Source organism: Gemelliphila sp. 1F1 (genome assembly GCF_056897515.1).
Map to the genome: position 1 here is coordinate 317,274 of NZ_JBXHBE010000002.1, position 26,032 is coordinate 343,305.

General features: G+C 31.7%; 20 protein-coding genes and 1 riboswitch. Of the genes, 1 reads left to right on the forward strand and 19 read right to left on the reverse strand.

Features of this window, described 5'->3' with window-relative positions; all coding sequences use genetic code 11:
* Window positions 1-73: 73 nt before the first annotated feature.
* The 8 genes from AC1XWJ_RS03735 to tig all read right to left on the reverse strand — a co-directional run bounded on the left by AC1XWJ_RS03735 (window position 74) and on the right by tig (window position 9,318).
* On the reverse strand, window positions 74-751 hold the full coding sequence (locus tag AC1XWJ_RS03735; RefSeq protein ID WP_483334557.1) for a type 1 glutamine amidotransferase domain-containing protein: 678 nt from the start codon (window positions 749-751) through the stop codon (window positions 74-76).
* On the reverse strand, window positions 752-1,066 hold the full coding sequence (locus tag AC1XWJ_RS03740) for an ArsR/SmtB family transcription factor (RefSeq protein WP_483334558.1): 315 nt from the start codon (window positions 1,064-1,066) through the stop codon (window positions 752-754).
* Window positions 1,053-2,300, reverse strand: a complete 1,248-nt coding sequence (locus AC1XWJ_RS03745) for an NADH:flavin oxidoreductase/NADH oxidase family protein (protein ID WP_483334559.1) — start codon at window positions 2,298-2,300, stop codon at window positions 1,053-1,055. Before AC1XWJ_RS03745 ends, AC1XWJ_RS03740 begins: the two co-directional genes overlap by 14 nt.
* A 146-nt stretch (window positions 2,301-2,446) precedes the next feature.
* Window positions 2,447-4,192, reverse strand: a complete 1,746-nt coding sequence (gene lpdA / locus AC1XWJ_RS03750) for a dihydrolipoyl dehydrogenase (protein ID WP_483334560.1) — start codon at window positions 4,190-4,192, stop codon at window positions 2,447-2,449.
* 46 nt (window positions 4,193-4,238) lie between these two features.
* Window positions 4,239-5,627, reverse strand: coding sequence for a dihydrolipoamide acetyltransferase (locus AC1XWJ_RS03755; RefSeq protein WP_483334561.1), 1,389 nt, complete (start codon window positions 5,625-5,627; stop codon window positions 4,239-4,241).
* A gap of 30 nt (window positions 5,628-5,657) precedes the next feature.
* Window positions 5,658-6,650, reverse strand: a complete 993-nt coding sequence (locus tag AC1XWJ_RS03760) for an alpha-ketoacid dehydrogenase subunit beta (RefSeq protein WP_483334562.1) — start codon at window positions 6,648-6,650, stop codon at window positions 5,658-5,660.
* A gap of 35 nt (window positions 6,651-6,685) precedes the next feature.
* A complete protein-coding gene (locus AC1XWJ_RS03765; protein ID WP_483334563.1) occupies window positions 6,686-7,666 on the reverse strand; it encodes a thiamine pyrophosphate-dependent dehydrogenase E1 component subunit alpha in 981 nt (326 codons plus the stop codon).
* Between the two features lie 380 nt (window positions 7,667-8,046).
* Entirely contained in the window at window positions 8,047-9,318 is a 1,272-nt protein-coding gene (tig, locus tag AC1XWJ_RS03770) for a trigger factor (protein ID WP_483334564.1), read from the reverse strand.
* A gap of 237 nt (window positions 9,319-9,555) precedes the next feature.
* On the opposite strand from tig, the gene AC1XWJ_RS03775 reads away from it, so the two are divergent.
* A complete protein-coding gene (locus tag AC1XWJ_RS03775) occupies window positions 9,556-11,697 on the forward strand; it encodes a cation:proton antiporter (protein ID WP_483334565.1) in 2,142 nt (713 codons plus the stop codon).
* A gap of 61 nt (window positions 11,698-11,758) precedes the next feature.
* Here AC1XWJ_RS03775 and AC1XWJ_RS03780 read toward each other — a convergent pair whose 3' ends face one another.
* The 11 genes from AC1XWJ_RS03780 to AC1XWJ_RS03830 all read right to left on the reverse strand — a co-directional run bounded on the left by AC1XWJ_RS03780 (window position 11,759) and on the right by AC1XWJ_RS03830 (window position 25,810).
* Window positions 11,759-12,118 (reverse strand): globin domain-containing protein, encoded by a 360-nt coding sequence (locus tag AC1XWJ_RS03780; protein WP_483334566.1) that lies wholly within the window; start codon window positions 12,116-12,118, stop codon window positions 11,759-11,761.
* Window positions 12,119-12,127: 9 nt separating this feature from the next.
* Window positions 12,128-13,309 (reverse strand): methionine adenosyltransferase, encoded by a 1,182-nt coding sequence (gene metK / locus AC1XWJ_RS03785; RefSeq protein ID WP_483334567.1) that lies wholly within the window; start codon window positions 13,307-13,309, stop codon window positions 12,128-12,130.
* A gap of 93 nt (window positions 13,310-13,402) precedes the next feature.
* A riboswitch (SAM riboswitch) is annotated at window positions 13,403-13,505 on the reverse strand.
* Between the two features lie 46 nt (window positions 13,506-13,551).
* Window positions 13,552-14,124, reverse strand: a complete 573-nt coding sequence (locus AC1XWJ_RS03790) for a class I SAM-dependent methyltransferase (protein ID WP_483334568.1) — start codon at window positions 14,122-14,124, stop codon at window positions 13,552-13,554.
* 215 nt (window positions 14,125-14,339) lie between these two features.
* Window positions 14,340-15,329, reverse strand: coding sequence for a phosphate acetyltransferase (gene pta / locus AC1XWJ_RS03795; RefSeq protein ID WP_483334569.1), 990 nt, complete (start codon window positions 15,327-15,329; stop codon window positions 14,340-14,342).
* A 14-nt stretch (window positions 15,330-15,343) separates the two neighbouring features.
* Window positions 15,344-15,520, reverse strand: a complete 177-nt coding sequence (locus tag AC1XWJ_RS03800; protein ID WP_483334570.1) for a DNA-directed RNA polymerase subunit beta — start codon at window positions 15,518-15,520, stop codon at window positions 15,344-15,346.
* A 12-nt stretch (window positions 15,521-15,532) separates the two neighbouring features.
* Window positions 15,533-16,801, reverse strand: a complete 1,269-nt coding sequence (gene murA / locus AC1XWJ_RS03805) for a UDP-N-acetylglucosamine 1-carboxyvinyltransferase (RefSeq protein ID WP_483334571.1) — start codon at window positions 16,799-16,801, stop codon at window positions 15,533-15,535.
* A 92-nt stretch (window positions 16,802-16,893) separates the two neighbouring features.
* Window positions 16,894-17,316 (reverse strand): cytidine deaminase, encoded by a 423-nt coding sequence (locus tag AC1XWJ_RS03810; protein ID WP_483334572.1) that lies wholly within the window; start codon window positions 17,314-17,316, stop codon window positions 16,894-16,896.
* The gene (locus AC1XWJ_RS03815; protein ID WP_483334573.1) at window positions 17,316-18,194 is read right to left on the reverse strand and encodes an HAD family hydrolase; all 879 of its coding nucleotides are present in this window, start codon (window positions 18,192-18,194) and stop codon (window positions 17,316-17,318) included. Before AC1XWJ_RS03815 ends, AC1XWJ_RS03810 begins: the two co-directional genes overlap by 1 nt.
* Window positions 18,195-18,442: 248 nt before the next feature.
* Window positions 18,443-23,104: a S8 family serine peptidase gene (locus tag AC1XWJ_RS03820; RefSeq protein WP_483334574.1), complete on the reverse strand. Its 4,662-nt coding sequence runs from the start codon at window positions 23,102-23,104 to the stop codon at window positions 18,443-18,445.
* A 690-nt stretch (window positions 23,105-23,794) separates the two neighbouring features.
* Window positions 23,795-24,262, reverse strand: a complete 468-nt coding sequence (locus AC1XWJ_RS03825) for a GNAT family N-acetyltransferase (protein WP_483334575.1) — start codon at window positions 24,260-24,262, stop codon at window positions 23,795-23,797.
* A 234-nt stretch (window positions 24,263-24,496) separates the two neighbouring features.
* Window positions 24,497-25,810, reverse strand: a complete 1,314-nt coding sequence (locus AC1XWJ_RS03830) for a nucleobase:cation symporter-2 family protein (RefSeq protein ID WP_483334576.1) — start codon at window positions 25,808-25,810, stop codon at window positions 24,497-24,499.
* Between the last annotated feature and the right edge of the window lie 222 nt (window positions 25,811-26,032).

Genomic DNA, 26,032 nt, shown 5'->3' on the forward strand with positions numbered 1-26,032 from the left:
TCTCTACACTCTGAAATTATTTATATAAGAAAAAAAAGACACATATCAAAAATGATACGTATCTTAAATACTATTATTTTACTACTTTAACTAAAAGCTGTGCTACTGCTCTTGGTGACCACGGATTTTGTCCTGTAATAATACGTTCATCACAAACAGTATATGATTGGAAAAATCGCTTTTTACTATACTTTGCACCTCTTTTCTTCAATTCATCTTCCGTTGAAAAAGGAACTTTATTTTGTTTTCGACTCAACCATTCCTCAGTATTCGTAAATCCAGTGATACACTTGTTTTTAATTAAATATTCATTATCTGTTGTTTTTAGATTTAATAACCCCACAACACCGTGACACACTGCACTAATATACCCTCCCGAATTATAAATGTCCATAGCAATGTGTTGAATCTCTTTATTATCTGGAAAATCAAATACAACACCATGACCTCCTGTATAGTAAATGGCAAAATAATCATCAGGATTGACTTCGCTTGGTCTTTTAGTCTCTGCTAATGCTTGACGTACAAATTCAGTATTTTGATACCACTGATAATCGACTTTTTCTGCAAATTTCATAGAATAAGGATCAAGTGGTATATAGCCTCCTTTGGGACTGACAAAGTCTGCATCAATACCATTCTTTTGAATTTCATCGTAAAAATGAATCAACTCACCTAGCCACAAACCGGTTGGAATATCGTAGTTTTCATACTTTGCAACATTAGTTAATACAATCAATACTTTTTTCACTTACTCTTCTCCTTCAATTACCATTTCTTTTAATGATATGAGTAATCTTTCTAGTTGTTCAATTGCATCATTCATTGATAAACGATAATATCTTTTTGTTCCTCTCTTAATTGATACCACTAAACCACTATTTTCTAATAGTTTAAGGTGATGTGATACAGCAGGCATAGATAAATCTAATAAGTCTACTAATTCACTAACACTTAATTCTTTATTCTTAACTAAATGAATAACAATTTCCTGTCTTTGAGGTTCTTTCAACATCTCAAAGTACGGAATACATTTGTTAAATATATCAATGCTACATTCTCTCATCCTTTTTCTCCTTTGCACGTTGTGGAAATAAAGCAACTAACCCTTGATTCCAAACAGAATGAATAAGTGCTGGCCAAGCATTCTGAGTAATTTTAGGTTTTTTACCTTTTGCATAAGTTTGCATCAATAATTGATAATAAACAAGACCAATCAATCCCCCTAATTTCTGATTTAAAGATTTAATACCTGTTGATAAACGTTTTGTTTCAATTGTTTGATAGTGATTTTCAGCAATCAAATTCGGAATATTGGGTTCAATTGCTAAAGGCCTTGCCAATCCAATAAAATCTGAATAACCATTATTAATTAAATCAACCATAGAATCTACTGTTCTAATTCCACCAGTAACAATAACCGGAGCTTTGATTTTTTCTTTAATTCTTTTACTATAATTAGCAAAAAATACACTGTTTTTATTTTTAGATGTACTTTCATTCATTTTAGGATTTTCATAACTTCCACCTGATATTTCAATAAAATCAATTCCAACTTCATCCATTTTTTGAACAACATACATCGAGTCTTCTTCACTAAATCCACCTTCTTTAAAATCTGATGAATTTATTTTCAATCCAATAACAAATTCTTCTCCAGTAACTTCTCTCATCGCTAAATATATTTCACGCAAAAATCGCATACGATTATCAATACTACCACCATACTCATCTTGTCTTCTGTTATCATATGGAGATAAAAATTGATTAATTAAATAACCATGGGCTGCATGAATTTCAACACCATCAAAACCAGAGTTTTTTGCAATTTTAGCTGCTATTGCAAACTGATTAATTAATTTTTTAATCTCTAAAGTTGATAATTCTCTTGGTACATTGAATAAATTACCGATATCCCCTTGTATTGGAATAGCACTTGGTGCTACTGGCTGTTTAGATACTGTTTTAGGAGATTGTTTACCAGGATGATTAATCTGTACCATTATTTTTGCTCCATTAACCTGACCAGCTTTAGCCCACTGTTTTAATAATTCTGTATCAGAATTTTCATCAAACACCACATTTCCAGGTTCTGCTAGATAATTTGGATCAATCATGACATTTCCTGTAATAATTAAACCTGTACCTCCTTTTGCCCACTGTTCATACAAGTGAATAATTTCTTTTTTAGGCTGCAAATATTTTCCTCCCATCGCCTCATTCATTGCTGCTTTGACAAATCTGTTCTTGATATTTAATCCATTTTTCAACGCCTGTTGTTTAAATAAAACATTATTCATTATTTTCTCCTTAAAAATAAACTATAATACTTTTAAAAGTATTATAGTTTATTTTTTTATATTTGTCAATTTTTACTCTATCTCAATAATTATCCCGTGGCTAACTAAAAAATCCCCTAGATAATATCTAGAGGACTTTTATGGAATTATTTTTTCTTTTTAGGTGCGTGGATACACATATCTATACAGTCAGCCATCGCTTCATACAACGCTTCTGCGTATGTAGGGTGTCCGTGAATTATATCCATTACGTCGTCTATCGTCATTTCTGTTTGAATTAGTGTTGAACCTTCGTTAATTAATTCTGCTGCAACAGGTCCTACTATGTGAATACCTAAGATTTCTCTATATTTAGTATCCATAATTACTTTGACGAATCCTTCTCCTTGATTAGATGCTAGAGAACGACCATTCGCTGCAAAGTTAAATCTTCCAATCTTGATATCATATTTTTCTCGTGCTTGATCTTCTGTTAAACCTACCATAGCTACTTCTGGATGTGTGTAAATAGCTGCAGGTGTAGATTTAAGATCAACTTTTTTGTTATGACCCATTGCATTTTCTGCTGCAACTTCTCCCATTTTGAAAGCTGCGTGAGCTAACATCTTAGTTCCATTAATATCTCCTGGAGCGTAAATTCCTTTAACTGATGTTTCCATGTACTCGTCTACTTTAACACGTCCACGTTCCATTTCAAATTTATCAGCTAATTCACCCAAACATTCATTATCTGGTACACGTCCAATAGATAATAGCACTCTATCTGCCACTACATCAGGACGTCCTTCGATTTTTACTGTTAAATCAAGTCCATTATCTTTAATTTCTAACAATTTAGATCCTGTTAAAACTTCAATTCCTTGCTGTTTAAATTTCTTCTCTAATAATGCAGAAGCATCTTTATCCATATTAGCGATTAATCTATCTGCCATTTCTACTATTGTTACTTTAGTACCAAATGTAGCAAATGCTTGTCCTAATTCTGAACCGATTACTCCTCCACCAATTACTACCATTCTTGATGGTAATTCTGTAATATCTAGGATTTCATCACTTGTAAGTACTTTTTCGTTATCCATTCCTGGAATATTTATTCTACTTACTTTCGATCCACCTGCAAGAATAATTCTATCTGCATCAATAGTTTCAGTATCATTAACTAATACTTTCTTATCAGCAGTTAATTTACCAATACCGTTATAAACTTTAACTCCGTAAGATTTTAGTAATCCTGCTACTCCACCTGATAATGTTTTTGAAACTTTATTCTTAACATCTACAGTTTTCGCCATATCTACAGAAAATGCATCATTTACTAACTTAATACCACGATCACGAGCTGATTTTATATGATTAATAATTTCAGCATTGTGCAAGAATGTTTTTGTAGGAATACATCCACGGTTTAGACATGTTCCTCCTAATTCTCTACTTTCTACTAACGCTACTTTACCACCTAATTGTGCTGCTTTTATTGCCGCAACATAACCAGCTGGTCCTCCACCAATTACACAGACATCAAATTCCCCTTGGCGTTCTCTTTGCGGTAATTTATCTTCTTCTTTAATAGTTGGTACTTTAACGTCTTGAGCTACTTCTGCAACAACTTCTTGAGCAACAGCTGTACTAGTTTCTACTCCTGGTACTTCTTCTCCTGCTTTTCCTATCCAAGCTATAGTTTGTACAACTGGAACTACTTCTCCTGCTTTGTGTAATATTTTTAGCAATGTTCCGCTAGCTTCTGCTTCAATTTCCATATTGACTTTATCAGTTACAATCTCAAGTAGGACTTCACCTTCTTTTACTTCGTCACCTTCTTGCTTAAACCATTGTACGATTTCGCCTTCTTCCATTTCGCTTCCGGCTTTTGGCATTATTACTTCTACTGCCATTATTTTCACTTCCTTTGTTAATTTTCTTTATATTATTTTCTAATTATTATATCAATAATGATATCGGATTTTCAATAGCTTCTTTTAGTGTCTTCATAAATTTAGCACCTTCTAAACCATCAACAACACGGTGATCAGCTGTTAATGTAAGCATCATAATAGGACGTACTACTATTTCTCCATCTCTTACTACTGGTTTTTCTTGTGTAGCACTTACTCCTAAAATAGCTGTATTAGGTTGATTTATTATAGGTACAAAACTATGAACTCCGTACATTCCTAAATTACTTATAGTAAATGTTGAATCTGCCATTTCATCAGGACGTAATTTTCCTTCAAGAGCTTTAGTAGTTATTTCTTTTGACGCAACTACTAATTCTTTTAGACTCATCTTATCAGCACCTTTTATAACAGGAACTACTAAGCCACTATCCATCCCTACAGCTATCGATAAGTTTACATAGTGGTGAAGATACATTTCTTTTTCGTCTTTTGATAATGAAGCATTAACATAAGGATGTTTCATTAATGATTTTATAACAGCTAAAGACACAAAATCAGTAACTGTCGCTTTTTTCCCAGTCTCTGCCATTATTGTATCAAGAACTTTCTTACGTAGAGCTAACAATTCTGTCATATCTACTTCTACATTTACTACAAATGTAGGAGCAGAGAAATAAGATTCGCTCATACGCTTAGAAATAACCTTACGCATTGGCGACATTGGTACAGTTTCTACAACACCCCATTGATTTTCATTAGGTAATTTTTCTGCTTTTTTCTCTACTTTAGCTACTATCTCTTCTTTCGGTTTAGGTGCTTCTTTTGGTGTTCCTGAAAGAACTGCTAATACATCTTCTTTCATTATTTTTCCATTAGGACCTGTTCCTACTATAGATTTAATACTAATACCTTCTACTTGTGCTATTCTTTCTGCTAAAGGAGATATTTTAACTTTATCATTTAATTTGTAGTTAATAACATCGTCTTTGTGTATTCTTCCTTTTGCTCCAGTTCCAACAACCTTGCTTAAATCAATATTTTTTTCTCTTGCGAATGCTCTAGCTGCTGGCGTTGCACGAAGTCCAGAATAATCTATTTTTTCTACTTCTTTTACTGGTGTTCTATCAACTTTTTTCTCAATAACTGTTTCTACTTCTACTGCCTTTGTACTTTCAACTGAAGATATTTCTTCTCCAGGTTCTCCTATCCAAGCAATAGTCTGTACTACTGGAACAACATCTCCAGGATTTGCTAATATTTTCAGTAATGTTCCACTAGCTTCAGCTTCTACTTCCATATTAACTTTATCAGTTACAATTTCAAGTAAGACTTCTCCTTCTTTGACTTCATCGCCTTCTTTTTTAAACCATTGTACGATTTCGCCTTCCTCCATCTCGCTTCCGGCTTTTGGCATTATTACTTCGATTGCCATTTGTTTGTTCACTTCCTTCGTTAAAGATTTTTATTTTTTATTTACCGCTTTTCTTATTGTAGCTTTAATGTCTTCAACATCAGGTACAACTAATTTTTCTAGATTTTTTGCTGATGGTATATTTGTATCAGCTCCTGCTATACGATAAATTGGACTATCTAAAAAGTCGAATGCATCACTTTCTGCAATACGTGCTGCAATTTCTCCTCCAAATCCTCCTGTTTTGAATGAATCGTGGCAAATAGCCAATTTACCAGTTTTCTTAACAGATTTAGATATAAGTTCTGTGTCTAAAGGCACTAATGAAATAGGGTCTACTACTTCTACTTCAATTCCTTCTGCTTTTAGCTCTTCAGCAGCTTGTAAACTACGCTCTAACATTCTTCCCCAAGAAACTAAAGTAATATCCTTACCTTCTACCTTAACTTCTCCTTTTCCTATTTCATAAACTTTATCTGTATCTACTTCTCCTTTACGTCCAAACAATGCTTTTGGCTCTATATAAATAACAGGGTTATTGTCACGTACAGATGCTCTAAGTACAGAATAAATATCTTGTGGCGTTCCAGGCGCTACAACTTTTAAACCAGGAATATGACAGAACCATGCTTCCAAAGCTTTACAGTGTTGAGCAGCCGCTCCTGTTCCTGATCCAGATGCACAACGATAAACAACAGGAACTTGAACATCTCCTCCTAGCATATAACGCATTGGAGCTGCTTGGTTAACTATTGCATCCATCGCAATAGTTACAAAGTCCATAAATGTAATATCTACTATAGGACGCATTCCTACAGAAGCTGCTCCTGCCGCTGCTCCTGCAATTGCAGCCTCACTAATAGGTGTATCCAATACTCTTTCTGGTCCAAACTCTTCTAACATACCGACAGTAGTACCAAAGTCTCCACCAAATATACCTACGTCTTCTCCCATTAAAAATACTGTTTCATCAGCTCTCATTTCATCGCTCATAGCTTCTTTTATAGCTTCACGAACTGACATAATTTTCGTTTCTTTTACCATTTTATCTTCTCCTACTTTTTTAGAATTAATATTTATTAATCTGCATAATTATCTTGGAATGCTACTTCTCCATCTGCAAATGGTGATTCTTTAGCAAATTCTACTGCTTCGTCTATAACTGCTTTTGATTCATTTTCAATAGCTACTAATTCTTCTTCAGTAGCAATACCATTTTCTAATAAGTATTTTCTATATTTTGCATTAGGATCTTTTAATTTCCATTCTGCAACTTCTTCACGACTACGATATTTACCTGCATCAGAAGCTGAATGTCCAAACCATCTATAAGATACTGCTTCTACTAATACTGGCCCTTTACCACTTCTTGCATGCTCAATAGCTTCTTGCATGCCATCATAAACAGCTAATACATCATTCCCGTCTTCTATATAAACTGATTTTATTCTATATGATGCTGCTCTTTCAGTAATCTTTTCTACACGCATACATCTTTCTTGCGCCATAGAAATACCATATTTGTTGTTTATTACATAGAAAATAAGTGGTAAATCCCAGTTAGATGCCATATTTAGACATTCGTGGAAACTTCCTTCGTTAGTAGCTCCATCTCCCATACAACATATAACAACATTATCAGTTTTTTTCATTTTTTGAGCAAGAGCTGCACCAGTACTTAGTCCGTGTCCTCCACCTACTATACCATTACATCCCATATTACCATTTTCTAAATCGTAAATGTGCATACTTCCACCACGACCTTTACATTGACCAGTAGCTTTTCCTAAGATTTCTGCCATCATTCTATCGATTTCTACTCCTTTGGCTATAGTTTGACCGTGTCCTCGGTGATTAGAAAACATTAAATCTTCTTTTCTAAGTGGATAAATCGCTCCAACATTAGCAGCTTCTTCACCTACAGAATAGTGAGTCATACCATGAACTAAACCTCTAGAATAAAGTTTGCTCAACTCCATATCGAAATCTCTAATTAAAAGCATCAATTCATACATTTCTAAATGCTCTTGTTTTGTTAAATCTTTTGATGATTTCACCATTATATACCTCCAAATGTATATTATTCTTATTTTACTACTCTAATATACAACTTTAAAAAGAAATTGTCAAATAAATAAAACGATAATATTTAGTTGAAAAATAAATATTGAACTAGATGGTTTTTCTGTGAACAGAATAAATTGATTCACTTATACACATATTATGAAAACACGTACAAATATTGTTTTTTAACGAGACGCAAAAAATAATACAGCCTGCATTATACCACTGAAACAATAATCAATTTCTGTATCACTATAAAAAGTAGCAATTTAAAAAATATAAAAATATTCATTTCTTATATTTTTGTGTCATTATTTATTAAAATACAAATAAAAGACTACTTTATGTAAATAAAGTAGTCTTTTGTATTTAATTATTAATTATTTTCTTTTAAGAAGTCTAAAGTTTTCTTAATAACTATTTCTGATTTAATATCAAATCCTGAGCCAATATTTTTCTTAATATCTTCTACTGACATAGAATAAGTTTCTGCTAAATTATTAAGCTCTTTATTAACATCTTCTTCTGTTGCTTCAATTTTTTCTACAACTGCTATTTCATCTAAAACAAATGATGTTTTAATTTTTTTCTCTGCATCTGAGCTCATCTCTTCTTTTAGATCAGCTTCTGATTTTCCTGTAAATTGCTCATAAAGATCGATTGATAGACCTTGTCTTTCTAAATTAGACTTCAAGTTTGCATACATTTGATCAACTTCTTGATCTACTAATTTAGAAGGCACATTAATTTTTGCATTTTCTACAGCTTTTACTACAATTGCATCCATATATTTTTTCTCAGCTGACTCTTCGTTTTCTTTAGTCATTTGATCTTTTAAAGTAGCTTTATATTCTGCAACTGTGTTAGATGCTTCTTTAGTTAAGTCTTTTACAAACTCATCTGTTAATTCTGGTAATGATTTTTCTTTTACATCGTGAATTTTAACTTCAAATTTAGCATCTTTTCCTGCTAAGTCTGCAACTTGATAATTTTCTGGGAAAGTAACATTAACTTCTACATCAGCAGGAGCTACTTTTCCAACTAATTGATCTTCAAATCCTGGAATAAATGAGTTAGACCCTAATTCTAATTCATATCCGTTAGCTTCTCCACCATCGAAAGCTACTCCGTCAACATATCCTTTAAAGTCAATAACAACTATATCACCTTTTTTAGATTCTGTTTCTTTAATAGACCATTCTGCTTGGCGTGATAAAATTTGTTCAATTCTTTCTTCAACGTCTTCATCCGAAACTGCTACATCTTCTTTTGTTACATCTAGATTTTTGTATTCTCCAAGTTCAACATTTGGTCTAACTGTAACAACTGCTTCAAACACTACTCCAGCTTCTTTATCAATTGATTTAACGTCTATTTCAGGTAACGCTAAAGGATTTAATTCTGCTTCTTCAACAGCTTTTTGATATGCCGTTGGTAATAAGTAATCTATTGCATCTTGATATAGAGATTCTTCCCCATACATTTTGTTAAATACATTTCTAGGTAATTTTCCTTTTCTAAATCCAGGAGCATTTACTCTTTTTACTATTTTTTTGAAAGCTACATCAAGAGCTTTACCAAAATCTTCTTTTGATGAAGAAAATGAAATTACAACTTTTCCATCTTCTTTGTTTAAAACTTCTACCATATTAGTGGTTCCTCCAAATATTATATAAATATTTTTATTTCGATAAAAAATACCGAAAACTCTTGATTAATTATATATGATAAAGTTAAAAAAGTCAATTAAAATAAGCATTTTTATGGGAATCAGATACTCCGACTAAATATAATTATAATATATTAATATATTAAATATAGAAATTTACTTATTTCTATATTATAATTATGTGATAGTTATTTTTAGAAAGGATATATAAAAATTATGAGCATTTTAGTAACATTTTTGTTTATAATAATTTTTATAATTTTGGGTACTATTTTAAACAATAAATTCCCAAAAGTACCTACAGCACTTTTTCAAGTTGCGTTAGGGACATCATTTACACTAATTACATTTATTCCTCACTTCAAACTGGATACACACACATTTATGATAATTGTAATTGCCCCTCTACTATTTACCGATGGATATAAATTATCTCGTAGTAAATTCTGGTTGTATAAAACACCTATATTTTTAATGGCAATAACGTTAGTACTCGTAACAGTCGTAATAGTAGGAAGCATAATACATCTACTTTTACCAGAAGTGCCGTTATCAGCAGCTTTCGCTCTTGCAGCAATATTGTCACCTACTGATGCTATCGCAGTAAAATCAATTACAAAAGGAATGAAACTCCCTAAAGGGTTAATGGATATTTTAGAAGGGGAATCTCTTCTAAACGATGCAGCAGGTCTTGTTTCTTTTAATATTGCCTTAGCTACTGTGTTATCGGGAACATTTTCTATGGTTCAAGCTACAAATGATTTTATCTTTGTTGCACTAGGTGGAGGATTGATAGGATTAATTTTAGGTATTATTTTGATTCAAATAAAAAGAATATTTGGAAGTTTAGTAAACTCAGAACCTACGGCTCTTGTAACATTCCAATTATTAACACCTATATTCGTATATATTGTAGCAGATAGAATTTTCGAAGTATCTGGAATAATAGCGGTAGTAACTACCAGTATAATATATAATTTGGAAAGAGATATTCTACAAGAAGATACTTTAAATAGCGAACCTTCTCTATTAATAGAAAGTACGCAGACAACAACAGGATATCTATTAAACGGATTTGTCTTTGTTTTTCTAGGTTATTTACTCCCTGATATATTTATAAATATGTATAACCACAAAGAAGTTACTATAACTACAACATTGTTTTATTCATTAATAATAACTTTAGCTATGATGCTAACTAGATTTGCTTTTGTATATTTATTCTATGGGTTATTCCAAGCACACACATTCTCTTCATTCCAAAAAATAACAAAAGCATTATCAGAGAGAAGATTTGATACTGGCAACTACAATAGATTAGAATATTCTCTTATAGCCTCACTAAGTGGTATCCATGGTACCATCACTATAGCTACAGCATTATTAATTCCGGTAACTTTAACAACAGGAGAAGAATTTCCACTTAGAAATACTATCCTATTTATAGCAAGTTGCGTCGTAATATTAAGTATGATAATTGGAGCTATTTTCTTACCTTTAGTAGTCAAATCCTCTGATAGAGAATATTTAGAAATAAATTCTATTAGATGTGAAATGCTAAAAGATACTGTAGAGGAACTAGCTTTAAATCATACCCCTTATACGAGAACTACCGAAAATGACAAACAAACAGATTTATCCAGAAAGAGACAAATTGCCTACGGAATGGTAATAAAAAAACTTATGGAACAAGAAATATATTATTCAAATAGATACGAAACAAGACAAATAGTATCTGATGTTCAAAAAATATATCGAACTATCCTCATAGCCGAAAAGCAAAAACTAAATGAACTTTCTGAAAAATACGGTAAAGAAGATTTTTCTGTAAATATCATTAAAATTAGACGTTTTAGAAGAAGTAAATTAGTAACATATTCTTTAACACGACAAGTAATATTACAAATGAAATTATCACATATGGAACTAAAATACAAAAGACAAATACAAAAAGTTTTTTTAAAAAATAGATTTAAGAAAAAAAGATCTAAAGATAATAACTATAATAGTACTGAACTATCAGAAATATCATCAAGATTATTTGCAACATACGTAGACAATATAGATGAATTTAACCAAATAGGATATGATATACTAGAAAAATCAAAAGATTTATATCATCCAAAAGCTATAGAGTTTTTAAGAAGTATCTTTGATAACTTTAATAACGTTTTATTTATTAGATTTATGAGCGATCCTAGTTCATACAAAAATGAATTTTATGAACTACGAATGGAAGCTATCCATCTACAAAAATATCGTATTATGACAATGAAAAAATTAAAACATATTAGTACAGAAGATGCCGATATTATATTAAGAGACTTAAATTATAGCGAAGCATTATTACTAGTATAATAAAAAGGATTTATAACATAAAAATGATGTTATAAATCCTTTTGTTCTTTATAATAAATTTTTATTTAACAGTATTTATCATATGCATACCTAATGTTTTTATTTTCTTTCTCAAAAAATACTTTAACGTATCATCTATATCTATTTTATCTAAAGCTATATCAAAATCTTCTATCCAATATTTTGCTACTTCAATAGATATAGGGAACTTGTAATGTTTATCTTTCAAATTAGGAAAATCAAAAAGATTAGTAGGAGCTCCCAAAAATATTCTAAAGAATTTTTTTTGTTCTTCTTTTACACTATGAAATCCGTTATGAAATAATATATTAATACGATCATCATTAGCAATGATATCATCGTATAAAATATCTATTAACTTATCTATTTTTTCTTCTCCAATTTGATCATACAAGTTCATAATCTTCTCCTAAACTAACAATTTTTTAAATACATCGACTTTATCTAATTTTTCCCAAGTAAACCCTTCTTCATCTCTTCCGAAATGTCCATAAGCTGCAGTATTGCTGAATACAGGTTTTCTTAGGTCTAATGTTTCTATTATACCACTAGGAGTTAAACTAAAGTTGTCTTTTATAACTTTAACTATATCCCCTTCATCTACTTTTGCAGTTCCAAAAGCATCAACGAATATTGATACTGGATTAGCCACACCTATTGCATACGCCAACTGAACCTCTATTTTGTCACATACTCCACTAGCTACTATATTTTTGGCAATATATCTAGCCATATATGCTGCAGAACGGTCAACTTTAGTTGCATCTTTTCCACTAAATGCGCCTCCTCCGTGACGTGCATAACCTCCATAAGTATCAACTATTATCTTTCTACCAGTAAGTCCAGCATCTCCCACTGGTCCTCCTATAACGAATTTTCCTGTCGGATTAATGAAATATTTCGTGTTATCATCCAAAAGCTCTCCATCTAAGCAAGGTTTAATAACATATTCTTTAATATCTCTATGTATCTGTTCTTGACTTATTTCTTCTGAATGTTGTGTAGATACAACAACAGTATCTATTCTTTTAGCTACATTATTCAAATTATATTCTACTGTAACTTGAACTTTTCCGTCCGGTTTCAAATAGGTTAAGATTCCTTCTTTTCTAACTTCTGCTAATCTCTTAGCAAGTTTGTGGCTTAGATAAATAGGTAGAGGCATATAAGTATCTGTTTCATCAGTAGCAAAACCAAACATTAATCCTTGGTCACCTGCTCCTACTTCTTCTACTTCAGAGCCTCCTCTAGTTTCTATTGCATTATCAACACCTTGAGCAATATCTGGTGATTGCTTATCCAAAGCTACTAGTACTGATATATTATCCCCACAATATCCCGAACTAGGATCATTATAACCTATTTTGTTAATAGTTGAACGAACTATATTTTGAAAATCTACGTTTGCCGTTGTAGAGATTTCTCCAATTAAGACAGCTAATCCTGTATTTACTGCCGTCTCACAAGCAACACGTGCATAAGGATCTTGTTTTAATACTTCATCTAATACCGCATCAGATATTTGATCCGCTATTTTATCTGGATGTCCCTCTGTAACAGATTCTGATGTGAAATAATATGTTTTTGTCATTAATATTCTCCTATATTTTATAAAATTTTTTCTAAATAATCAAATGTTAAAATAAAAAACCTGTCAATAGACAAGGTTCAAAATAAATTATTAACCTCATCGCTCAAAGTTACCTTTGCTTAGGAAAGCACCTTAGTTATATTACTAGGTTGCCGGAGTTCTCAGGGCCTTATCCCTCACTCACTCTTGATAAGTTCTAAAATATATTAATTATACTTCTAGTAATTCTAATATACTTCATATTATTTGTCAAGATTTTTACATCTAAGTACATAAGCCGGTGGAATATTAAACAGTACTCTTTTGTAGCTTATACTATCAAAATATTGTTTAAAGAAATTCATTTTTACCAATGTATATTGAAATGTTATAAATTCCGCCTTATCTTGTAATAATTTTTTTGTTAGTGTCAAAACCTTATCGCTAATATTTTTAGGTAAACTAGCAAAAGGTAAGCCCGAAATAATATAATCAACACTACTTACATTGTACATTTTTAAATACTTCTCTACATCTTCTACGCTATCATTGATTAACACAAAGTTGTTATTCTCTTCTATTGAAAGTTGATCTTTTAAAATTTTAAAAAATTTCTCATTAGTTTCAAAACTTAAAAATATAGTATTATTATTTTTCTTTTCTAAAATTTTCTTTGTGAATACTCCTGTTCCTGCACCATATTCCACTATACATCTAGCATTAGAAAAATCTATATTCTCTACCATCTTTTTTGCTAGTGCATCAGAACTAGGTGCTACTGCTCCTACATTTCTAGGATTTTTTACATACTCATAAATAAATCTTAAATAGCTCAAACAAACACCTCCTATAATAAATATCAGTCAAAAAATATTTTTTAACTTAATATCCATTATAGCAAAAAAAAAAAAAAAACAAGCGCAACACCATATAAAAATAATTATATTTTTAATATTGTGATTAGAGTGCACAATAAAATGATACAACTAAAAGAAAATTAATACCTAAAACTTCTTATTGTTGTATCACTTTTATTGTTTTATTTCTAACTTTATTTACTTATCGCTTGTAAAGCTGTAATTAATGCTAGTTTTATAACATCTAATTCATCACATCCGCGAGATAGATCATTAACTGGAGCATTTAATCCTTGCAAAATAGGACCAATAGCTTCGAATCCACCTAATCTTTGAGCTATCTTATATCCTATATTCCCCGCTTCTAAACTAGGGAAAACATAAACATTTGCATCTCCTTGAATTTCTGAATTAGGAGCTTTTAATTTAGCAACACCTGGAACAAATGCCGCATCAAATTGAATCTCTCCTTCAACAGGAACTGTAGGAGCTTTCTCTCTAAATATACTAGTAGCTTCTGCTACTTTTTGGCTTTCTGGAGTTGATGCAGAACCTAAAGTAGAAAAACTTAGCATAGCAACCTTAGGTGAAACATTGAAACTTTTAGCTGTTTTTGCAGATTCTACCGCAACTTCTGCTAATCCTTCTGCATCTAAAGTAGGATTGATAGCACAGTCTGCAAATATAAATCTAGTTGCATTTCTACTCATAATAAATGCACCACTAGTTCTCTTAACACCTGGTTTTGTTTTTATAATTTGTAATGCTGGTCTAACCGTATCTCCTGTAGAGTGAATAGCTCCAGATACTAACCCATCAGCTTTACCCATATAAACTAACATAGTACCAAAATAGTTAACATCTTTTAATAATTCTTTCGCTTGCTCTCTAGTAACTTTGCCTGCACGTCGTTCAACAAAAGCATCAACCATTTCATCGTAACCTTCATAATTCATATGATCAATTATTTCCAAACCTGATGAACGTAAAAATTGTGAATTTGCTATTTCTTTTATTTGTTCAGGATTACCTAGTAATACAGGATGTACATTATCAGTAAGACTTAGCTTAACCGCTGCTGTCAATATCCTTGTATCTGTTGCTTCAGGAAATACTATTCTTACATTTTTTCCTGCTAATTTCTCTTGAATCTCTTCAAATAAATCTCTTCTTGCTATAGTCATTATAGTCTCCCCTTCTAATTTGTTATTATATCTAATATATGTTTTAATGGTTTTAGGCTTAAAGCATCAAAAAAATTGCCATTTCCTATTACAGTATATCCTATTATAAACCCAATGTAAAGTGTTACAAATAAAATAATAATAAATTTAATAAAATTATAGAATTTTTGATTTTTTATAGATTTTGTCATAGGATAATACCTCTATTCTTCTATTCTAACAATATTTGCTCCAAGTTTTCTAAGTTTATTCTCTATATCTACATAACCTCTATCAATATGTTCTATATTGCTGATAGTAGTTTCTCCATTCGATATTAATCCCGCAATAACTAACGCTGCTCCAGCTCGTAAATCTGTAGCTTTTACGTTAGTTCCTTCCAACTTAGGCATCCCCTCTATTAATGCACTACGACCCTCTATTCTTATCTTAGCATTCATACGTTTTAGCTCTTCTACGTGCATAAACCTATTTTCGAATACAGTTTCTGTTACTGTACTTACACCATCAGCCAAAAGAGTAAGTACCATTATTATAGATTGCATATCCGTCAAAAATCCCGGATGAGGCAAAGTTTTGACATCTATAGGTTTCAATACATCCTTATTATTTCTAATGCGCATAGCATCTTCTAAAACATCTATCTCTATACCCATCTCTCTCATTTTAGAAACTAATGCCACATTGTCTTCATATCTAGCACCTTTTACGACAACATCACCTTTGGTTGCAGCTGCTGCTATCATATAAGTAGCAGCTTCTACTCTATCAGGCATTATAGTATATTCTGCTCCATGAAGTTTTTCTACACCCTCAATTACTATACGAGATGTATTTTCTCCTGAAATCTTTGCCCCCATTTTTTTCAAGAATTTTATCATATCTCCTATTTCAGGTTCTTGTGCTGCGTTTTCCAATATAGTAGTTCCTTTAGCAAGACAACTAGCCATAATTACATTTTGAGTAGCTCCAACACTAGGAAAATCAAAGAATATAGTAGTTCCTATTAGTCCATTAGGAGCGTGAGCTTCCACATAGCCTCCATCTTGAATTATCTCGGCACCAAGCAATTCAAATCCTTTCAAATGTTGCTCTATAGGTCTACTTCCAATAGCACATCCCCCAGGCATAGCTACCTTTGCAATTTTTTCACGAACTAATAATGGAGCCATAACTAAAAATGACGCTCTCATTTTACTTACAAAATCGAATGCAGCTTCATTTTTTAAACTACCTCTTGCATCTATTTCTAATATTTTTTCTTGCTGATCATAAGATATCTTTACACCTAATGACGCTAACAAATTACTAATTATTTTTACATCAGAAAGGTTAGGTACGTTATAAAACTTACTAACCCCTTCTGTAGCAAGTAAAGCCGAAGCTACAATAGGTAGAACTGCATTCTTAGCTCCGTCTATCTGTACTTCTCCTTGTAAAGGTATACCACCTTTTACTACTATCTTATTCAAAATAATTCCTCCAATTTTTTATCTACACTATAAATAATAACATAATTTATATAATAATACTATATTTTTCAATTGTGTCTTACATTTACAATCTACTCTTTATTTAAATCATCTTTTGTAAAACTAAAAGGAAAAATATCATCAAAAAAATTATAAACTACATAATTATCTTCTGAGTTTCCTAGTAACATCTCAAAGTCTTTATTTGCAAATTCTGCTATAACTTGCCTACAAACTCCACAAGGAGAACAAGATTCTAACAAATTACCATTAGGTCCTCCTACTATAGCTATTTTTTCAAACTCTGTAACCCCTTCACTTACCGCCTTAAATATAGCAGTTCTTTCCGCACAGTTAGTTGGAGTGTAGCTAGCATTTTCTATATTACATCCTGTATATATTTTTCCGTTTTTCGCCAAAATAGCTGCTCCTACTCTAAAGTTTGAATAAGGAACGTAAGCAAATTCTGTTACTTCTATTGCTAATCTCATTAATTTCTTATTAATATCTTCCATTATTGTATACCATTTTCTTCCCTTATTATTTTGTATATCATATCTCCTACTCCAGACTCATTATTGCTTTTATCAGAAATATATTTTGCAATTTTCTTAATATTATCATTACCATTCTTCATAGCAACACTATACTTTGCAACTTCTAACATTGACGTATCATTTAGATTATCCCCTAGCGCCATAATCTCATCTTCATTAATATTCTTGCTATTAGCTAATGACTTCACTGCATTTCCTTTAGTTGCATTTCTATTCATTACTTCTAGATTACAATCTCCTGATGATGTTACACTAAGGTTGCTATTCTCCTCGAGAAACTTCTTAGCAATAGATAATTTCTCTTTGTCTGTATTTATCCCTATCATTTTTATAACGGGATTATTTTCTTCATTTATAAAAATATCTATATTAGCTGTTTCTATTAAATATCCTTGTTTTTGTCTTTCTATTGCCTCCATCATAATTCTTTCTTTATCTGCTTTGCCACCTTGATTTTCAATCAAATCAACGTAAGCTTGCACATCATTTTCTATACTATTAGTGTATACTCTATCTTTAGTATATAGCTGATAAGAAATTCCTACCGTTTTGAAAATTTGAGCAATAAAAAAAGAATCTTTTGGTTCTAAACTTATTAAGTTTAATATATTACCATTGCTATCGTAGGTAATACCTCCATTAAAACAAATTATATCACATTTTAAATTAGCTTCTTCCATAGGGTGTGCAGCCTCATAAAACGCTCTCCCCGTAGCTATAACAAACTCGATTCCGTTATTTCTAACAAACTCTACAGCTTCCATATTAGTATTAGTTATTTTATGACTATTATCCAAAAATGTACCGTCCATATCTGTTGCAATTAGTTTTATCATATAGTATCTCCTCTTTCTTTATACTACAACCCTTTTTATTATATCAAAAATAAACTTTTATTCCAACACACAAAAATAATAACACTTATCAATTTAAAGTGTGTACCTTTGCTATATTAGCCTAATTAACTAATCCACATAATTGTATTAAATAAATGTTAATAAAAAACCACTTAATCAAATGATTAAGTGGTTTTATTTGTATGCACTATATACTTAATATCCTATTTTAAAATTTTTATAGTCTATTAAGCTCTTTTTCTATATCTTCGTACAACTATACCTACAAAACCGATAATAATACCGATAACCACGTTTTGGCTAGTGTCAGAAACTCCAGTATTTGGCAGTTTAAATAATTGACTAGATTTTTCTGGACTTAGTTGTGATTTAGTAGTTGATGATTCATCTTGTAGTGATGAGTTACCTTGTTGAGTCTGCTCATCATTTGTATTCGAATCTTCCCCTCGATTAACAGGTGGTCGTGTTTGATTTCCAGAATCGTTAGAATTAGAACCTGTATTGTTATCTGCTGGTTTATTATTTTCTTCATTTGATGGTCTAGCTACACCGTCAAGTTTCTCTTGAGCACTTATTAAATTAGATAACGCTTGATCAACACTAGCTTGACTCGCTAACTCATCAGATAAAATTATTTTAGCTGCTTCGATAGCTTGATCATAAGCTTTCTTAACATCTTCAGATGCATTAATATATTTAACGTCTGTAGTTTTTATAACAGATGAATTTTGAACAACATTATTAAGAGCTGTAACATCTGTTTTTTGACCATTTAACCCATTTTTCGCTGCTAACAGATCAGCCAAGGCTTTATTTACTTCTTCTTGTGTTACATTTTCTTTGTTCAATACAAGTTGTGCTAAACGAACTGCTGTATCGTAAGCAATTTGTTTAGAATTTTCAGCATTATAATAAACAAACTCTGATTTAGTTGGTGTATAAGCTGCTACTTCTGTTTCTAAACTTACCTTATCTGTAGCTTTACCGTCTAATCTTCTTCTTGCTTCTTCAAGGCTAGCGACTACTTCATCTACTTTAGCTTGATTATTCTTAGTTACAAACACCGTATTCGCCTCTTCTAAAGCCTTTTTATATGCTTCTTGAAGTTCTGGACTAGCATTGTAGTAATCTGCTTTGCTTTCTAATCCTACTAAACCATCAAGTAGGTTTTTCAAAGCAACTTTATTAATCAATGTTAATTTTTTAATATTAGATTTATTTTCAAGCACTGCTACATCCAATTCTTCTAAGAATTCATATCCTTCTGGAAGTGTTGGAACAATTGTATAGTTTCCAACAGGAACAAGTTTTCCATAATCAGTATTAGAATACTTAGCATTTGGTAACTTAATCACTTGACCATCAGCAGTTTTCAATTCGATTGTTGCTCCTGACGGCAGCATTTTATCAACATCTACAAGTAAGTTAGCTTTATTTTTCAAAATCACATAGAAATTGACATTACCGACACTACTTTCTTCAGAAATTGTAACAACTTCTTTCGTCTCACCCACTAGACTTGACCATTCTGTATCATATAAAAATAGATCAAATGTATAAGTACCGAATGATAGTTTAAGAACACTACTATCTCCACTATATCGTGGTAATTCTGCAACAATATTTCCTTGTTCATCTTTTACTGAATAAGAGAACACTACTGGTGCTGGACTATCTGTATCTTTATTAATAATATTAACAGTTACCAATCCTTTATCATTACCAATACCGATTAACTTCTCTACTTTTTCGTAGCTAACATTACCTGCATAATCTTCAACAGTGTAATAAAATTTTGAAATATCTGCAAGATTCAATGGTAGAGTAAATGATCCATCGTCATTTTGTGCAACAAATACTTTATTATCAACTACAGTTACATCCCCATTTTCTTTAAGAGAAGGGATAGTTGTTATACCTCTACTATCTTCTACTAAATAGAATACTCGCTCACGGAAAATACCAGATTCTCCTTTTTCGATTGCTGGACGTGGTTTGAATGTCATATTTGCTTCATCATAAGTTGCTGTAGTGATAACAGGAGCTTCTCTATCAATAATAACATCAAAAATCATAGTCTGTACATCTGCTCCCGGAACTTCAGGTGAGTATGTCAAAACATATTGATATTTACCATCTGCTAAGGCATTCCCTTCGTTATCTCTACCATTCCATTCTGTAGGATAAACGATACTTGATTTTGGATTTTTAGCATTTCCACTATAGAAGTTCTTATCACCTGATTGAACTTCACTTACCCAAAGTGGATTTTTACGCTCTGTATCGTCAGCTTTATAAACACTAGCTACCAAATCAGTATAATTTCTTAAAAATACTCCCTTGAACGCAAGAGAATCTTGATTATCATCTCCATTTGGAGAAATAGCTAAATGTGGTTTGCCAGATTCATCAAGTTTCAGAACAAACTTACCTTCCTCATTTTTGAATGTACCAAGAGCTTTAATTTCAAAATCAGAACGTTTGTTTGTAGAATAGATTAACTCTGTACTTCCTGTAACAAGTCCTGTATAATTTTCTTTTTTATCAACAGTATATGGTTGATCTTTAACAGGTTCAAAGTAGAAACCTCCTTTACCATCGGCGATAAGGTTATAAATCGGTTCTTCTACAACGGCTAGATTTTGAAATTCTCCGCGGAATCCAACATATGGAATACTTACTACGTCTCCACCGTCAGCCACATCTTTAAAACTAACAAAACCTTCAAGATAATAACCATTATTCATTAATTTTGTCAGTTCTTCAGAGAATTTTGTTGCATCTACGTTAATTGTAACAGTCGTACTTGAATTTGCTTTAACAGTAACGCTCTCCCCAGGAATTTCTTCTAAAAGTCGTGGATCCAATGTAACAAAACCTTTTTCAACAGTATCAGTAGTCAATTGTGTTGAATAATTTAAAGTTTTATCTTCATTTGTAATATTATGAAGTGTTACTTTGAAACTAAATGTATCCTTAACATTTCCTAAAGTAATACTACTGTACCCATCTTCACCAGTTAAGTATAAACCAGTAGAAATAGCCGCAGCTGTATCAACAATACCCGCTCCTTGTTGACGTGGTGATGTATATGCACCAGTTACTTTATTCACATGAGCTTTCGCTGTTGACATAAGTAAGCTTTTTACTAAAGATTCTATTTCCTGCGGTGATTTAGTTGGATAAGTAGATTGTAAATATTGTTTTAATAATACAGCTGCACCTGCTACGTGTGGTGATGCCATACTAGTTCCTTGCATATTAGCATAATCATTATCATTGATTGCGGCATAGATAGCACCTCCAGGCGCAGCTAAATCTGGTTTCAATTCCCCGTCTGCAGATAGTCCCCAACTTGAAAAGTCCGAAAGAAGTCCGGCTTCTGGATTTGGACGAATATCCGTTTCATTGTTGAATAAAATTTTGTATGAATTAGCTGCCAAAGCTTCTCCAAATTCAAACGGAATAAAGACAGATGGGATGGCAACTGCAGTATCGTCAAGTGCCATGCTAAGATTTGCTTCCCCAGGACGATTGTTAAATATAACAACTCCTGCTGCTCCAGCAGCTGTTGCATTAGCTACTTTTTCCGAGAATGTAATACTTCCTCGTTTGATAAGAGCAAGTTTCCCAGTTAAATCTAGTCCATTAAAATCAGAAGTTTGACCTATTCCTGCGTATACATATTCATATTCTTTGCCAGCTTCAAATTGTACAGCACTTTTCTCTGGGTTACTAAATGAACTCTTACCATAGTTTAAGTCGGCATTATTTTCTAATCCTACAATATTAATAACCTTGCTACCGACAGTAGTGTTATTGTAAGAAGCAACAGAAATCGCATCACGAGCTGTTGATGGAGATCCTACTAATCCATAATCTGGATTATCCGCAGATGGTTTTGAATGACCAGACCCAAACGTTCCATCATTACCTGCTGCAATTACAACCGAAACCCCTGCACGACGAGCAGCCTCTATAGCAGCAGTAACATTTTCATTCATATTAACTAATGATCCATTAGCTCCTCCCAAACTAAGATTAATACTATCAGCTCCTAATTTTACAGCATCTTCAATAGCTTTTACATACAAAGCAGCACCAGTTGTACTCTTAAGATCTGAGAAAACACGCATAAACATAACTTGTGCTTCAGGGGCTACTCCATACATTAATTGTCCTGCTACTGGTTGAGTTGGATTTCCAGTTGCTATACTAGTAACATGCATACCATGAGAACGTTTATCCGCCTCTTTCAAATCAGTATTGACATCAACATAATTATAACCAAATATAACTTTATCATTAAACCATTTACCATATGTAATTCCAGCAGCTTTTTTAGCAGCCTCTAACTCTTCTTCTGTTTTATACTTTGCAGTTGAAGGGTCTGAAATATGCAACACATCATGATTGACATCTAATCCAGAGTCAATGACTGCAACAACCATTCCCTCACCTTTGTAACCACTATCCCAAACTTTAGGTACTGTGATAATAGTATTACTATCAATATTTTGTGGTTTTGCTTCTTCCTTAACTGATGTATTAACTGTATCAGCTGTAGATGGATTAGCTTCTTCTACAACTTTATCTACAACAGCTGGTGTTTCTGAGCTTGGTTGAATTACCTCTAATTCTTTATTAGAAGTGTGTGCTAAAAATTCATCAATAGTTACTACCTCATTGCCTTCAGCGACAGGACTTACTACCTCCGAATTGGTCTCAACTACATTATAAACAGTTGCTTCTACTTGTGAGCCTGAATCGGTAGTTAATTCATTAGCAGCTTTCGCTTGTACCCCTCCAAAGAAAAAAGCTGCACCTATAAGAACAGATATGGTCCCCACTTTATACTTACGAAGTGAGAAAGTTTCTTTCTTTTTCATAATTTTCCTCCTAATTTACTTATTAAATATTGGTAGAACCAATAAATATATTAAAACATAAATTTATTATAGTTGCAAGTATATTCTGGAAATTATATTACTTTTTCAGAATATTTATTTAATTATAATAAAATACTCTTAAACTACAAATAAAACAATACGAAAACACAGTATACTTAACTAAAACACCATCATTCTATATTCTATTTTACTAAATTACTATAATCAAATATCAAGTTAAAACAACACAAAAAATAATTAACTCAATCAATATATTTATATTTATCTACTTAATTACCCTATTTAATATATTAGGCTATCATATTCTAAGTTTAGAATATTTCTAATTAATCATATTGGGCATATTAAAGACAACCGTCTATACGATAACAAACTTTTTTACACTAGAATCTTCTATGCATTACATATATAATTCTGTCCTTTAAACATTCAAACAATTTCAATACTCAACAACACAATAAAAGAGAGCTAAGTTTTGACACTTAACTCTCTTAAAATTTTGTTAATAACAACATCCCGCTTTAATTTAACGATTTACAAATTTATATCGAAAAACTAAATACCTACTTTCCAAATATCTATAAATCTTACACTATAATATAACTGAAAAATATTCATTTTCCTATCTTATATTACCAAAATTTTAAACACTGTTTAGTAATTATACACTTATATATCTAATTTATAAACCATTTCATACTCAGAAACATCTTCTTTAAATCTAGTTCGTTGAAATCCTTTTTTCTCTAATAAAGATGCCATTATATCATTACCAACTACATAGTCAGCTATTACTTCATCAAATTTCCTTTCTTCTCTAGCCCACTCTATCACTTTATCTACACAGGCAGAGCCTATACCTTTTCCCTGAAACTCCTCTGCAATCAAAATTCTCCAAAGTATATACTGCTTATCTTCAAAATTTTTCTCAATCATTAAATAACCGACAACTTCTTCATTAAATAAAATTGCAAAAGGAAATACATCTCCAGCTTCACGATAAAGATAAGCTTCAGCTAATGAATAAACAGCAGAGGCAACATAATTTGTATTTTTATTCTGTTTTATTTTAATAACTTTATAAAAATTATCCTCATTAATTTCTTCAATTTTCACTTTTTGTTTAAATAAATCCATTTTATTTCCCCTCTTCCTATTGTAAGTTATTTATTTGTATATGTTATATTAAAAATAAAGATGACTCTTAATCAAATAATTTTTATTTGTTATTTCATATTATAACAAAAAATATTTTATGCTAACAATAGTTTACGTGAATATTAATAGATAAAAGAAGATATACTCAACTTTATGAATATATCTTCTTTAGAATTAGTCAATTTCAAAAAATTAACATCATAATATCTTTTATTATTTAGATTTTTCCTTCAATACAATATTTAAAATTAATGCAGCTAGTGTACCCGTAGAAATACCAGATGACAATACCATTTGAATTGGTGTTGGTAATGAACTAAGGAGTTCTGGTCGTACTGTAACTCCAATTCCCAAAGCGAACGCTACAGAAATAATTAATAGCTCTCTATCACCTATTTTTATTTGCGATAATGTTTTAACCCCTTGAGCAGCAACTAGACCAAACATAATAACTCCTACCCCACCTAAAACAGGTTGTGGCATAATAGAAATTAACGCTGATAATTTTGGAAATATTCCTAAAGCTGTCAAAATAATACCTGCTACTATCATAACACGTGTACTGGCCACTTTTGTCAAAGTAATCAATCCAACATTCTGCGAAAAAGCTGTGTTAGGACCTGCACCAAATATACCCGCAAGAAGTGATCCTACTCCATCTGCCAATACTCCATTAGCAGCACGATCACTTGAAATTTTAGTCTGCGAAGCTTCTCCTATCGCCATCATAATACCTACCGTCCCAATAAGCGATACAATATAAGCTGGTATAAAAGATAAAATTGCTGATACATCAAATGTTACTCCATATTTAAAAATGGACGGCAATGAAATCCACGCAGCGTTACCTACTGCACTCAAATCAACTTTTCCTAAAACAACACACAAGATATATCCAAAAATCATACCAATAAATACAGATGCTGTCTTCCACATACCTTTACCAAAATGATTTAGTAAAAGTGTAAATATCATAATTACTATAGCAATAGAAATATTTTCTAAAGATCCATAGTCAGATGATCCAACTCCTCCAGCTGCCCAGTCCATACTAACTGGTAATAGTGTTATCCCTATAAGTGCAACTACTGTTCCTGTAATAAGCGGTGGAAAAAATCTCATTAACGGCTTAATAAAACGACTTAACAGAATTTCAACAAACGCCCCTACAATAGTAGCACCAACAATACCTGCCACTCCAAAACGTGAACCTACACTAATTGCAGGACTTGCAAAAGTAAAGTCCGTACCCATCATACCAGGGACGCGTGCTCCAATCGGGCCTATCCCTCTTGATTGTATAACAGTTGTAATACCTGCTACAAAAATAGATGCTGCTACCATCGCTGATGTTTCTTGAACATTTAACCCAATAGCCGCAGAAACAACCAGTGGTACTGCAATAATTCCTGCAAAAGCAGCTAATATATGTTGCAATGCTAGAATAATAGTTACACGCCATTCTGGTTTGTCAGTCATTTTGTAAAGCATCTCTTCTCCATTTTTTATGTTATTTTCTTGTTCCATAATTTCTCCTTATTAATATTTAGTATAAATAACGACAATAAAAATAGTTTAACAGAAACCACAATAGAAAGCAACAAAAAACGAACTTTTTATCGTATTTTTATTTAAAATTTATTTTTTAAAACTTAATATATACATTTTCAAAAGAATTAATATTGTTAATAAATTATTTTCCGTACGAAATAGAACATCAAACCGTCATATATCATATCTATTTTTTTA

Bases quoted from the DNA above. Each gene is read 5' to 3' on its own strand.
- AC1XWJ_RS03830 (WP_483334576.1), bottom strand. From the start codon at position 25,810: ATGGAACAAGAAAATAACATAAAAAATGGAGAAGAGATGCTTTACAAA.
- AC1XWJ_RS03775 (WP_483334565.1), top strand. From the start codon at position 9,556: ATGAGCATTTTAGTAACATTTTTGTTTATAATAATTTTTATAATTTTG.
- lpdA (WP_483334560.1), bottom strand. From the start codon at position 4,192: ATGGCAGTAGAAGTAATAATGCCAAAAGCCGGAAGCGAAATGGAAGAA.
- tig (WP_483334564.1), bottom strand. From the start codon at position 9,318: ATGGTAGAAGTTTTAAACAAAGAAGATGGAAAAGTTGTAATTTCATTT.
- AC1XWJ_RS03815 (WP_483334573.1), bottom strand. From the start codon at position 18,194: ATGATAAAACTAATTGCAACAGATATGGACGGTACATTTTTGGATAAT.
- AC1XWJ_RS03810 (WP_483334572.1), bottom strand. From the start codon at position 17,316: ATGGAAGATATTAATAAGAAATTAATGAGATTAGCAATAGAAGTAACA.
- pta (WP_483334569.1), bottom strand. From the start codon at position 15,329: ATGACTATAGCAAGAAGAGATTTATTTGAAGAGATTCAAGAGAAATTA.
- AC1XWJ_RS03740 (WP_483334558.1), bottom strand. From the start codon at position 1,066: ATGAGAGAATGTAGCATTGATATATTTAACAAATGTATTCCGTACTTT.
- AC1XWJ_RS03755 (WP_483334561.1), bottom strand. From the start codon at position 5,627: ATGGCAATCGAAGTAATAATGCCAAAAGCCGGAAGCGAGATGGAGGAA.
- AC1XWJ_RS03760 (WP_483334562.1), bottom strand. From the start codon at position 6,650: ATGGTAAAAGAAACGAAAATTATGTCAGTTCGTGAAGCTATAAAAGAA.
- AC1XWJ_RS03800 (WP_483334570.1), bottom strand. From the start codon at position 15,520: ATGACAAAATCTATAAAAAATCAAAAATTCTATAATTTTATTAAATTT.
- AC1XWJ_RS03780 (WP_483334566.1), bottom strand. From the start codon at position 12,118: ATGAACTTGTATGATCAAATTGGAGAAGAAAAAATAGATAAGTTAATA.
- metK (WP_483334567.1), bottom strand. From the start codon at position 13,309: ATGACAAAAACATATTATTTCACATCAGAATCTGTTACAGAGGGACAT.
- AC1XWJ_RS03745 (WP_483334559.1), bottom strand. From the start codon at position 2,300: ATGAATAATGTTTTATTTAAACAACAGGCGTTGAAAAATGGATTAAAT.
- AC1XWJ_RS03820 (WP_483334574.1), bottom strand. From the start codon at position 23,104: ATGAAAAAGAAAGAAACTTTCTCACTTCGTAAGTATAAAGTGGGGACC.
- AC1XWJ_RS03765 (WP_483334563.1), bottom strand. From the start codon at position 7,666: ATGGTGAAATCATCAAAAGATTTAACAAAACAAGAGCATTTAGAAATG.
- AC1XWJ_RS03825 (WP_483334575.1), bottom strand. From the start codon at position 24,262: ATGGATTTATTTAAACAAAAAGTGAAAATTGAAGAAATTAATGAGGAT.